7 protein-coding genes are annotated in these 12,392 nt (G+C 67.7%); 3 read left to right on the forward strand and 4 right to left on the reverse strand.

Going from position 1 to position 12,392, the window contains the following annotated elements; genetic code table 11:
* The 3 genes from MMB92_RS22635 to MMB92_RS22645 all read left to right on the forward strand — a co-directional run.
* A partial coding sequence (locus MMB92_RS22635; RefSeq protein ID WP_277562935.1) for an SDR family oxidoreductase occupies positions 1-709 on the forward strand: 709 nt, incomplete at its 5' end.
* A gap of 128 nt (positions 710-837) precedes the next feature.
* Complete coding sequence (locus tag MMB92_RS22640) at positions 838-2,100, forward strand: MFS transporter (protein ID WP_006482644.1); 1,263 nt, start codon at positions 838-840, stop codon at positions 2,098-2,100.
* A 25-nt stretch (positions 2,101-2,125) separates the two neighbouring features.
* Entirely contained in the window at positions 2,126-3,409 is a 1,284-nt protein-coding gene (locus MMB92_RS22645; RefSeq protein ID WP_006482643.1) for a D-amino acid dehydrogenase, read from the forward strand.
* Positions 3,410-3,441: 32 nt separating this feature from the next.
* On the opposite strand, the gene thpR is transcribed toward MMB92_RS22645, so the two are convergent.
* The 4 genes from thpR to MMB92_RS22665 all read right to left on the reverse strand — a co-directional run bounded on the left by thpR (position 3,442) and on the right by MMB92_RS22665 (position 12,116).
* Positions 3,442-4,008, reverse strand: a complete 567-nt coding sequence (gene thpR, locus MMB92_RS22650) for an RNA 2',3'-cyclic phosphodiesterase (RefSeq protein WP_048986853.1) — start codon at positions 4,006-4,008, stop codon at positions 3,442-3,444.
* Entirely contained in the window at positions 4,005-5,495 is a 1,491-nt protein-coding gene (locus MMB92_RS22655; protein WP_006490627.1) for an alanine/glycine:cation symporter family protein, read from the reverse strand. Before MMB92_RS22655 ends, thpR begins: the two co-directional genes overlap by 4 nt.
* A 365-nt stretch (positions 5,496-5,860) precedes the next feature.
* Positions 5,861-7,327 carry a glutamate synthase subunit beta gene (locus MMB92_RS22660; RefSeq protein WP_060214769.1) on the reverse strand — a complete coding sequence of 489 codons (1,467 nt, stop codon included), beginning with the start codon at positions 7,325-7,327 and terminating at the stop codon, positions 5,861-5,863.
* An 85-nt stretch (positions 7,328-7,412) separates the two neighbouring features.
* Entirely contained in the window at positions 7,413-12,116 is a 4,704-nt protein-coding gene (locus MMB92_RS22665; protein WP_006490631.1) for a glutamate synthase-related protein, read from the reverse strand.
* Positions 12,117-12,392 lie beyond the last annotated feature (276 nt).

A 12,392-nucleotide genomic window follows, 5' to 3' on the forward strand; every position in this document is an offset into this window, starting at 1 on the left:
GGCGCTCGCGCGGCGGCTCGCGGCGCCCGGCGTCGCGCTGGCGCTGCATGCGCGCGGCGCGGACGATGCGGCACGCGCGCGGCTCGCAGCAGTCGCCCAGGCGTGCACGGCGGCCGGCGCGGAATGCGTGACGTTGACCGGCGATCTCGCTGAGCCCGGCGTGGCTGCCACGCTCGTCGATGCCGTCGCCACCCGCTTCGGCGGGCTCGACCAGCTCGTCGCGAACGCCGGCTTCGCCGCGCGGCAATCCTTTTCCGAACTCTCGGCGGATGCGCTCGCGTCCGCGTTCGCGGCGATGCCCGGTGCGTTCTCCGCGCTCGCGGGCCGCGCGCGGCCGCTGCTCGAAGCATCGATCGCGCCGCGGATCGTCGCGGTCAGTTCGTTCGTCGCGCACCGCTACCGCGCCGATGCGCCGTTCGCGGCGACCGCCGCCGCGAAAGCCGCGCTCGAATCGCTGGTGCGTACCGCCGCCGCCGAATTCGCCGCGCGCGGCATCACCGTCAATGCGGTCGCGCCGGGCTTCACGCGCAAGGACCACGGCCCGAGCGCCGGCAACGCCGCGGCCTGGGCGCAGGCCGAACAGGCGACGCCGCTCGGCCGGATCGCCGAACCCGACGACGTCGCCGCGCTGATCGCGTTCCTGCTGTCGGACGCGGCGCGACAGATCACCGGCCAGGTCATCCACGTCGACGGCGGCCTGACGCTCTGATGCGTCGCCCCGTCTGCCTGCCGTTCCGCACGAACCTGCATCCGCCTTTTTGGCGTGCGCGAGCGCGCCCGTAAAATAACCGCGACGCGGCAGCGCGGGACGAGACAAGACGAGAGGGGGCGACAAGCATGCAGGCATTCCAGTGGTTCAACGAATTGTCGACGCGCGAGCGCCGGACGCTGTACGCCGGATTCGGCGGCTATGCGGTCGACGCGTTCGACTTCATGATCTATTCGTTCCTGATTCCGACGCTGATCGCCACCTGGGGCATGACGAAGAGCGAGGCCGGGATGATCGCGACCAGTTCGCTGATCTCGTCGGCGATCGGCGGCTGGGTCGCCGGCATCCTCGCCGACCGCTACGGCCGCGTGCGCATGCTGCAGTGGACGATCGCGACGTTCGCGCTGTTCACGTGCCTGTCCGGCTTCACGCATTCGTTCTGGCAGTTGCTCGCGACGCGCACGCTGCAGGGTTTCGGCTTCGGCGGCGAATGGTCGGTCGTGACGATCATGATGGCCGAGACGATCCGCTCGCCCGAGCATCGCGCGAAGGCCGTCGGCACCGTGCAGAGCAGCTGGTCGTTCGGCTGGGGCGCGGCCGCGATCCTTTACTGGGCGTTCTTCGCGCTGCTGCCCGAGCAGATCGCGTGGCGCGCGTGCTTCTGGATCGGCATCGTGCCCGCCCTGTGGATCCTGTACATCCGCCGCAACGTCAGCGATCCCGACATCTATACGGCCACCCGCCGCGCGCGCGACGAAGGCCGCGTGTCGGGCCACTTCCTCGAGATCTTCTCGCCGCCGCACCTGCGCGCGACGCTGTTCGGCAGCGCGCTGTGCACCGGCATGCTCGGCGGCTACTACGCGATCACGACGTGGCTGCCCACCTATCTGAAAACCGTGCGCCATCTGTCGGTGTTCAACACGAGCGGCTATCTGGTCGTGCTGATCGTCGGTTCGTTCGTCGGCTACGTGGTCGGCGCGATGCTCTCTGACCGGCTCGGCCGCCGTGCGTCGTTCATCCTGTTCGCGGTCGGCTCGTTCTCGCTCGGCATGGCGTACACGATGCTGCCGATCACCGATACCGCGATGCTGCTGCTCGGCTTTCCGCTCGGCATCGTCGTGCAGGGCATCTTCGCGGGCGTCGGCGCGTATCTGTCGGAGCTGTATCCGGGCGCGATCCGCGGCTCGGGCCAGGGCTTCTGCTACAACCTCGGCCGCGGGCTCGGCTCGTTCTTCCCGATCCTCGTCGGCGCGCTGTCGCAATCGATGTCGCTCGTGAAGGCGATCGGCCTCGTCGCGGGCGGCGGCTACCTGCTCGTGATCGTCGCGGCGCTCGTGCTGCCGGAAACGCGCGGCAAGTCGCTCGCCGACGATCCGGCCATCGCGTCGTGAGCCACCGCCCCGTTCCGGACACCGCATGCACGTGATCGTTCTCGGCGCCGGCGTGATCGGCGTCACCACCGCCTGGCACCTGCGCGAAGCAGGCTGCGACGTCACCGTGATCGAACGCGAGGCCGACGTCGCGCAAGCGACGAGCCTCGGCAACGCGGGCGTGATCGCGCCCGGCTACGTGACGCCGTGGGCCGCGCCCGGGATGCCCGGCAAGATCCTCAAGTACCTGTTCAAGCCTGCGTCGCCGCTGATCTTCCGGCCGACGCTCGACGCCGCGCAGTGGCGCTGGATCGCGCGCTGGCTGCGCGAATGCGAATTCGAGCGGTTCCGCGTGAACAAGCAGCGGATGCAGCGCATCGCGTATTACAGCCGCGCGTGCCTGCATGCGTTTCGCGACCGTTATCCGTTCGACTACGGCGCGAGCCGCGGCTACCTGCAACTGCTGCGCAGCGCGTTCGACGTCGAGATGGTGCAGCCCGCGCTGAAGGTGCTGCGCGATGCCGGCATCGCGTTTCGCGAACTCGACGCGGCCGGCTGCACCGCGATCGAGCCAGGCCTGCGCTGGGCGCGGCAGGCGCCCGTCGGCGGCATCTACCTGCCCGACGACGAAGCGGGCGACTGCGCACGCTTCACGCGAGAACTGCGGGCGCGGTGCGAAGCGAACGGCGTGACGTTCCGGTTTCGCACCGCGATTCGAGCGCTCGATGTCGCGGGCGGTGAGGTGCGCGGCGTGCGGATCGACTCGCTCGACGCGGGCGCCGCCGCCCGACGCGATGCGCTGCTCGCCGCCGATGCGATCGTCGTCGCACTCGGCGTCGACAGCGCGGGCCTGCTGCGACCGCTCGGCATCGACGTGCCGCTGTATCCGGTGAAGGGCTACTCGGCCACGCTCGCGGTCGTCGACGATGAAAAGGCCCCATGCGCCGCGCTGATGGACGAATCGCTGAAGACGGCGATCACGCGCTTCGGCCCGACGCTGCGCGTCGCCGGCACCGCGGAGCTCGGCAACCGCCACGCGGCGCTGCGGCAGCAGGCGCTCGACACGCTGATGAAGGTGCTCGACGACTGGTTCCCGCATGCGGCCGATCGCGCGTCGGCGCGTTTCTGGGTCGGCCGCCGGCCGATGACGCCCGACGGACCGCCACTGCTCGGCGCGAGCGGCATCGACGGCCTCTGGCTCAACGTCGGCCACGGCTCGACGGGCTGGGCCATGTCGATGGGTTCGGGAAAGGTGGTCGCGGATCTCGTCACCGGGCGCGCGCCGGAGATCGATCTGGCGGGCCTGACGCTCGCGCGCTACGACCGCTAGGGCCGCGCCAGGGACAGGCTTGCGGACGCGCCCTACGCGCCGACGCTGTCGTCCGCACGCGCGATCGGCACCGACACGATCGGCCGGTGCGACACGCCTTCATGCGACAGCCGGCTTTCGAACAGCGTCAGCGCTTCGACACGCACGTCGACGGGCCGCCCCGGCGCGCCGCCGTGCGCGGGCTGGCCGACCGCATCGTGCGGCAACCGCGCGAGCGTCACGTGCGGCCGGAACGGCCGGCGGTCGGCCGGCACGCCGAGTTCGCGCAGCAGCGCGGCCAGTCCCGCATTCAACGCGACGCACGCAGCATCGACCGCGAGTTCCGCGACGATCAGCCTCGCGCGCGGCAGGCTCGGCCACCACGCGATCCGCTCGACCGGCATCGGCGGCAACGCATGCGCGGCCGCGAGCGCCGGCAGGTGCGCGGCCAGCGCGTCGCACCGTTCCCGCTCGATTGCGCCGATGAACGCGAGCGTCATGTGCAGTTGCGCGGGCGGCGGGCGCCGCGCGCCACGGGTGACCGGCAACGCGTGCAGCGCGTCGCGCGATGCCGCATCGGGCATCAGCGCGACGAACGCACGGAGCCGGTCGCCGTTCATGACTCGCGCACCGTCACGCGCACTTCGGCCACCGCGTCGGCCGACGGCGGACGCTGCGGCAGCGGGCCGTGCTCGCCCCACACGTCGGCCGGCAGCACGCGCGCGAGTTCGGGGATCGTGTTGCGCGTGAACACCGGATCGGCGACGCCGGCCGCGCGCTGGCGGCGATAGTCGGCCCATGCGGCGTGCGCGTACCTGCCGAGCGCGAGGATCGCGATCAGGTTGATGATCGCCATCAAGCCCATGCTCGTATCGGCCATCGCCCACACGAGCGGCAGTTGCCCGACGCTGCCGAACATCACCATGCCGAGCACGGCGATGCGGAACAGCGGCAGCACGCCGCGCCGCTTCGTGATGAATTCGACGTTGCCTTCCGCATACGCGTAGTTGCCGATCACCGACGAGAACGCGAGGAAGAAGATCGCGACGGCCATGTAGATGCCGCCCCAGTCGCCGACGTGGCTCGAGATCGCGCGCTGCGTGAGCGCCGCGCCCTCCATCCCGGTGCCGAGTTCGTACTGGCCCGACAGCAGGATCACGAATGCGGTCGCGCTGCAGATCACGATCGTGTCGACGAACACGCCGAGCATCTGGATCAACCCCTGCGTGACGGGGTGGCGCGTGCTCGCGGTCGCGGCCGCGTTCGGCGCGCTGCCCATCCCCGCCTCGTTCGAGAACAGCCCGCGCTTCACGCCGATCGCGATCGCCTGGCTGACCGCGTAGCCGGTCAGGCCGCCGGCCGCCTGCTCGAGGCCGAACGCGCTCTTCACGATCAACGCGATCACGCCGGGCACCAGCGTGATGTGCGTCGCGACCGCGTAGACCGCGAGCGCGAGGTAGCCGATCGCCATCAGCGGCACGATCACCTGCGCGACCGTCGCGATGCGGCGGATGCCGCCGAAGATGATCGGCGCGGACAGCAGCACGAGACCGAGGCCGACCGTCTCGCGACGCCAGCCGAACGACGTATGGAATGCATCGGCAATCGCATTGGCCTGTACCGCGTTGAACACGAAGCCGAACGCGAGGATCAGCGACAGCGAGAACAGCACACCGAAGCCGCGCGAGCGCAGGCCCGTCTGGATGTAGTACGCGGGGCCGCCGCGATAGCTGCCGTCCGGGTGCGATACCTTGAAGATCTGCGCGAGCGTCGCCTCGACGAACGCGGACGACATCCCGACCAGCGCGGTCATCCACATCCAGAAGATCGCGCCCGGCCCGCCGACCGTCAGCGCGACCGCGACGCCGGCGATATTGCCGGTGCCGACGCGGCTCGCGAGCCCGGTCGCGAACGCCTGGAACGACGAGATGCTGCCCGGTTCGCCCTTGCTGCCGACCAGCTTCATGCTGAGGAACAGCGCCTTCAGCTGGATCATCCGGAACCGCAACGTGAACCACGCACCGGCGCCGAGCAGCAGCGCGATCAGCACGTAGTTCCACAACACGCCATTGACGGCGTCGATCAGCCCATGCACGAATGCTTCCATCCAGAGTCCTTGTAAATAGGGTCAGTCATGTGCGGCGACCGCGAACGCGGCCCGAGGGGCGACATGATATGACAGTTTTCAAGGATTATTACAAAACGAAAGGAATTGAGATGACGAAAAATCGAGGCCGAATGTCATCAGGTTAGACGACGCTTCGCGAAAATGCGGGGCGACGATGCGGGCCCGGCCGACCGGTTCACGCTCGCCCGGCAGCCCGCCGGTGAGCGTCAGGGCGCTTCGAATGCTTGCGCCCGACCATCCGTGGCCGACGCCGCGGCAACGACATCAACCGCGCGCAGCCATAAAAAAACCGGGCGCCCTCTCGGACGCCCGGCTTTGGTCGAAACCCGCTCGCGCGATTCAGCTCAGCGCGGCAGTTCCGAATGGCCCATCAGGTACGCATCGACCGAGCGCGCGCACTGGCGGCCTTCGCGGATCGCCCACACCACGAGCGACTGGCCGCGACGCATGTCGCCTGCCGCGAACACCTTGTCGACCGACGTGTAGTACGAACGGTCGCCTTCGGTCGTCGCGCGTGCATTGCCGCGCGCATCCTTCGCGACGCCGAACGCGTCGAGCACCGGCGCGGCCGGCTGCGTGAAGCCCATCGCGAGCAGCACGAGATCGGCCTTCATCTCGAACTCGGAACCCGGCACTTCCTGCATCTTGCCGTCCTTCCACTCGACACGCACCGCGATCAGCTTCTCGACCTTGCCGTTCTTGCCTTCGAGACGCTTCGTCGCGACCGCCCAGTCACGCTCGCAGCCCTCCTCGTGCGACGACGACGTACGCAGCTTGATCGGCCAGTACGGCCACACGAGCGGCTTGTTTTCCTCTTCCGGCGGCTGCGGCAGCAGCTCGAACTGCGTGACCTGCTTCGCGCCGTGACGGTTCGACGTGCCGACGCAGTCCGAACCCGTATCGCCGCCGCCGATCACGATCACGTGCTTGCCCTTCGCGAGCAACTGGTCGGCGAGCTTGTCGCCCGCGTTCACGCGGTTCTGCTGCGGCAGGAAATCCATCGCGAAATGGACGCCCGCGAGCTCGCGGCCCGGCACCGGCAAGTCGCGCGGCGTTTCCGAACCGCCGGCGATCACGACCGCGTCGAATTCTTCCTTCAGCGTGTCCGGCGAGATGGTTTCCTTCGCGAGGCTGCCGATCGATTCGGGCAGCGGCTCCTTGCCGATGAACACGCTGGTACGGAACGTCACGCCTTCCGCTTCCATCTGGCGCATGCGGCGATCGATCAGCCACTTCTCGAGCTTGAAGTCGGGAATCCCGTAACGCAGCAGGCCGCCGATGCGGTCGTTCTTCTCGAACACCGTCACGTCGTGGCCCGCACGCGCGAGCTGCTGCGCGGCGGCGAGGCCCGCGGGGCCCGAACCGACGACCGCGACCTTCTTGCCCGTCTTGTGTTCGGCCGGCAGCGGCTTCACCCAGCCTTCCGCCCAGGCCTTGTCGATGATCGCGTGCTCGATCGACTTGATGCCGACCGGATCGTTGTTGATCCCGAGCGTGCAGGCCGCTTCGCACGGCGCCGGGCAGATGCGGCCCGTGAATTCCGGGAAGTTGTTGGTCGAGTGCAGGACTTCGATCGCCTGCTGCCAGTCCTGGCGGTAAACGAGATCGTTGAAGTCCGGGATGATGTTGTTGACCGGGCAGCCGTTGTTGCAGAACGGGATGCCGCAATCCATGCAGCGCGCGCCCTGGACCTTCGCGTCCGCGTCGGTCAGCGCCGCGACGAATTCCTTGTAGTGCTTCACGCGCGTGAGCGGTGCTTCGTACGCCTCGTGGCGGCGTTCGAACTCCAGAAAACCGGTTGCCTTGCCCATAAGGTGCTCTTCTGTTCGGTGTATCGGGTGGGGGAGCCGCGCGCGGCCATCAGGCGCGCGCGGCATTCGCTATGTCGTTCGTCGCTCAGGCGGCCAGCACTTCCTTCGCCGCCTTCTTCGCACCGATCTCGCCCAGCGCGCGCTTGTATTCGTGCGGGAACACCTTCACGAACTGGCGGCGCGCCGCGTCCCAGTTTTCCAGCAGCGACTTCGCGCGCGGCGAACCCGTGAACTGGAAATGACGCTCGACGAGCCCCTTGAGCAGCGCTTCGTCCGTCGTGCCGGCGTGCCAGAGCGCGCGGTCGACCGTGCGCTCCTGCTCGGCCTGCTGCAGCACCGGCTCGAGCGCGACCATCGACTTGTTGCACTTGGCCGCGAACGTGCCTTCCGGATCGTAGATGTACGCGAGGCCGCCCGACATGCCGGCCGCGAAGTTGCGCCCCGTCTCGCCGAGCACGACGACCGTGCCGCCCGTCATGTATTCGCAGCCGTGATCGCCCGTGCCTTCGACGACCGCCGTCGCGCCCGAGTTGCGCACGCAGAAGCGCTCGCCCGCGACGCCGCGGAAGAACGCTTCGCCTTCGATCGCGCCGTACATCACCGTGTTGCCGCAGATGATGTTTTCCTCGGACTTGCCGCGGAAGTCGTTGGTCGGACGGATGATGATCCGGCCGCCCGACAGGCCCTTGCCGACGTAGTCGTTGCCGTCGCCGACGAGGTCGAGCGTCACGCCCTTCGCGAGGAACGCGCCGAAGCTCTGGCCGGCCGTGCCCTTCAGCTGGATGTGCACCGCGTCGTCGGCCAGGCCGTCGTGGCCGTGCTTCTTCGCGATCACGCCCGACAGCATCGCGCCGACCGTGCGGTTCACGTTGCGCACCGGCTGGATGAACGACACATGCTCGCCGTTCTCGATCGCGGCCTTCGCCTTCTCGATCAGCACGTGGTCGAGCGCGCGCTCGAGGCCGTGATCCTGCACGTCGACGTGACGCGGCGCGACGTCCTCGCACTCTTCCGGCTGGTAGAACACACGCGAGAAGTCGAGGCCCTTCGCCTTCCAGTGCTCGATGCCCTTGCGCGTATCGAGCAGATCGGCGCGGCCGATCAGGTCGTCGAACTTCGCGACGCCGAGCTGCGCCATGATCTCGCGCACTTCCTCGGCGACGAAGAAGAAGTAGTTCACAACGTGCTCGGGCTGGCCCTTGAACTTCGCACGCAGCACCGGATCCTGCGTCGCGACGCCGACCGGGCACGTGTTCAGGTGGCACTTGCGCATCATGATGCAGCCCTCGACGACGAGCGGCGCCGTCGCGAAGCCGAATTCGTCCGCGCCGAGCAGCGCGCCGATCACGACGTCGCGGCCCGTCTTCATCTGGCCGTCGGCCTGCACGCGGATACGGCCGCGCAGGCGGTTCAGCACCAGCGTCTGCTGCGTTTCGGCGAGGCCGAGTTCCCACGGCGTGCCGGCGTGCTTGACCGACGACAGCGGCGATGCGCCCGTGCCGCCGTCGTGGCCGGCGATCACGACGTGATCGGCCTTCGCCTTCGCGACACCGGCCGCGACCGTGCCCACGCCCACTTCCGACACGAGCTTCACGGAGATGCTCGCGCTCGGGTTCACGTTCTTCAGGTCGTGGATCAGCTGCGCCAGATCCTCGATCGAGTAGATGTCGTGGTGCGGCGGCGGCGAGATCAGGCCGACGCCCGGCACCGAGTAACGCAGCTTGCCGATGTATTCCGACACCTTGTGGCCCGGCAGCTGGCCGCCTTCGCCCGGCTTCGCGCCCTGCGCCATCTTGATCTGGATCTGGTCGGCCGATGCCAGGTACTCGGCGGTGACGCCGAAGCGCCCCGACGCGACCTGCTTGATCTTCGAGCGCAGCGAATCGCCGTCCTTCAGCGCGATGTCGCTGACGATCTCGTCGCCGATCACCGACTTCAGCGTCTCGCCCGACTTGATCGGAATGCCGCGCAGTTCGTTGCGATAGCGCTTCTCGTCCTCGCCGCCTTCGCCGGTGTTCGACTTGCCGCCGATCCGGTTCATCGCGATCGCGAGCGTCGCGTGCGCCTCGGTGCTGATCGACCCGAGCGACATCGCGCCGGTCGCGAAGCGCTTGACGATCTCCTTCGCCGGCTCGACGTCGTCGATCGGAATCGCCTTGGTCGGCTCGACCTTGAACTCGAACAGGCCGCGGAACGTCATGTGACGCTTGGTCTGGTCGTTGATCAGGTGCGCGTATTCCTTGTACGTCTGGTACGAGTTGCTGCGCGTCGCGTGCTGCAGCTTCGCGATCGAATCCGGCGTCCACATGTGGTCTTCGCCGCGCACGCGGTACGCGTACTCGCCGCCCGCGTCGAGCATGTCGCGCAGGACCGGGTTGTCGCCGAACGCGTCGCGGTGCAGGCGGATCGCTTCTTCCGCGACCTCGAACAGGCCGATGCCGCCGACCTTCGATGCGGTGCCCTTGAAGTACTTCTCGACGAGGTCGCTCGACAGGCCGAGCGCTTCGAAGATCTGCGCGCCCGTGTACGACATGTACGTCGAGATGCCCATCTTCGACATCACCTTCTGCAGGCCCTTGCCGACCGCCTTCGTGAAGTTGTAGACGGCCTTCTCCGGCGACAGGTCGCCCGGCAGCCCTTCGGCCATCTTCGCGAGCGTTTCCATCGCGAGGTACGGGTGCACGGCTTCCGCGCCGTAGCCCGCGAGCAGCGCGAAGTGGTGCGTCTCACGCGCGGAACCCGTCTCGACGACGAGGCCCGTGCTCGTGCGCAGCCCTTGCTGCACGAGGTGCGTGTGGATCGCCGACGTGGCGAGCAGCGCCGGAATCGCGACGTGCTCGGCGTCCGTCTTGCGGTCCGACACGATCAGGATGTTGTAGCCCGACTTCACCGCGTCGACGGCTTCCGCGCACAGCGACGCGAGGCGCGCCTCGATGCCTTCCTTGCCCCACGCGACCGGATAGCAGATGTTCAGTTCGTACGCGCTGAACTTGCCGCCCGTGTACTGGTCGATCGCGCGGATCTTCGCGATGTCCTTGAAGTCGAGCACCGGCTGCGACACTTCGAGACGCATCGGCGGGTTGATGTTGTTGGTGTCGAGCAGGTTCGGCTTCGGGCCGATGAACGACACGAGCGACATGACCATGTTCTCGCGGATCGGGTCGATCGGCGGGTTCGTGACCTGCGCGAACAGCTGCTTGAAGTAGTGATAGAGCGTCTTGTTCTTGTTCGACATCACCGCGAGCGGCGAATCGTTGCCCATCGAACCGACGGCTTCCTCACCCTGCGCCGCCATCGGCGCCATCAGGAACTTCAGGTCTTCCTGCGTATAGCCGAACGCCTGCTGGCGGTCGAGCAGCGCGGCGCCCTGCGTGCGGCCGGCCGCGACTTCCTCGGCCTTCGGCTCGATCTCGTCGAGCTTGATGCGCACCGCGTCGATCCAGCTCTTGTACGGCTTCGCGTTCGCGAGGTTGTCCTTCAGTTCCTTGTCGTCGATGATGCGGCCGTGTTCCATGTCGATCAGGAACATCTTGCCCGGCTGCAGGCGCCACTTCTTGACGATCTTCGATTCGGGGATCGGCAGCGTGCCGGCTTCCGACGCCATGATGACGAGGTCGTCGTCGGTGACGATGTAGCGCGCCGGGCGCAGGCCGTTACGGTCGAGCGTCGCGCCGATCTGGCGGCCGTCGGTGAACGCGATCGCGGCCGGGCCGTCCCACGGCTCCATCATCGCGGCGTGGTATTCGTAGAACGCGCGGCGGTTCTCGTCCATCAGCGTGTGCTGTTCCCACGCTTCCGGGATCATCATCATCACCGCGTGCACGAGCGGGTAGCCTGCCATCACCAGCAGTTCGAGACAGTTGTCGAACGATGCGGTATCCGACTGGCCCGGGTAGATCAGCGGCCACAGCTTCGGCAGATCGTCGGCGAGCACGTGCGACGCGATCGCGCCGGTACGCGCGTTCAGCCAGTTCACGTTGCCCTTCACGGTGTTGATCTCGCCGTTGTGCGCGATCATCCGGTACGGGTGAGCCAGTTCCCACGCCGGGAACGTGTTGGTCGAGAAGCGCTGGTGCACGAGCGCGAGCGCCGACACGACACGCTCGTCCTGCAGGTCGCGGTAGTACACGCCGACCTGGCCGGCCAGCAGCAGCCCCTTGTAGACGACGGTGCGCGCCGACATCGATGGCACGAAGTATTCCTTGCCGTGCTTGAGCTTCAGCGCCTGGATGCGGTGGCTCGCGGTCTTGCGGATCACGTACAGCTTCCGCTCGAGCGCGTCCGTCACCATGATGTCCTTGCCGCGACCGATGAAGATCTGGCGGATCAGCGGCTCGCTCGCCTTGACCGTCGGCGAGATCGGCATCGCATGGTCGACCGGCACGTCGCGCCAGCCGAGCACGACCTGGCCTTCGGCCTTCACCGTACGCTCGAGCTCCTGCTCGCACGCGAGACGCGACGCGTTCTCCTTCGGCAGGAAGATCATCCCGACCCCATATTCGCCGGCCGGCGGCAGGTTCACGCCCTGCTTCGCCATTTCCTCGCGATAGAACGCGTCCGGAATCTGGATCAGGATGCCCGCGCCGTCGCCCATCAGCGGATCGGCGCCGACCGCGCCGCGGTGATCGAGGTTCTCCAGGATCTTCAGACCCTGCTGGATGATCTCGTGGCTCTTCTTGCCCTTGATGTGAGCGACGAAGCCGACGCCGCAGGCGTCGTGTTCGTTTTGCGGGTCGTACAGACCTTGTGCGGCGGGCACCGCGGCGAGCGGCTGCTGGTGGTCGTTCATGGGGACACCGTCGTAAAGGGGGCCTGGAGGCCGTTGAACCGTTTTCTTGTTGCCGTCGAGCCCGCTCCCGACAGGAGACGGCACGGCCGACAGTGGTTGGGCAGGCTTCGCCCGGGCCACCGGAATTCGGAATATACGCGACGAATCAAGGGAATAGCAACAAAAACCGCTTGATCGAACCCCAATTAAACGAATGCCTCGATCTGGTGCTGTTTTATTGGGGCCGTATCGTTTTGGTGCAAAAAGAAGCGGCGCCCGCCGCGCCGCTTCTGGCCC

This window comes from Burkholderia sp. IO2 (genome assembly GCF_029522185.1).
GTDB lineage: Bacteria > Pseudomonadota > Gammaproteobacteria > Burkholderiales > Burkholderiaceae > Burkholderia > Burkholderia cenocepacia.

Excerpts from the sequence above, each read along its gene's own strand:
- thpR (WP_048986853.1), bottom strand. The coding sequence starts at position 4,008 with ATGAACGGCGACCGGCTCCGTGCGTTCGTCGCGCTGATGCCCGATGCG.
- MMB92_RS22640 (WP_006482644.1), top strand. The coding sequence starts at position 838 with ATGCAGGCATTCCAGTGGTTCAACGAATTGTCGACGCGCGAGCGCCGG.
- MMB92_RS22655 (WP_006490627.1), bottom strand. The coding sequence starts at position 5,495 with ATGGAAGCATTCGTGCATGGGCTGATCGACGCCGTCAATGGCGTGTTG.
- MMB92_RS22665 (WP_006490631.1), bottom strand. The coding sequence starts at position 12,116 with ATGAACGACCACCAGCAGCCGCTCGCCGCGGTGCCCGCCGCACAAGGT.
- MMB92_RS22660 (WP_060214769.1), bottom strand. The coding sequence starts at position 7,327 with ATGGGCAAGGCAACCGGTTTTCTGGAGTTCGAACGCCGCCACGAGGCG.
- MMB92_RS22645 (WP_006482643.1), top strand. The coding sequence starts at position 2,126 with ATGCACGTGATCGTTCTCGGCGCCGGCGTGATCGGCGTCACCACCGCC.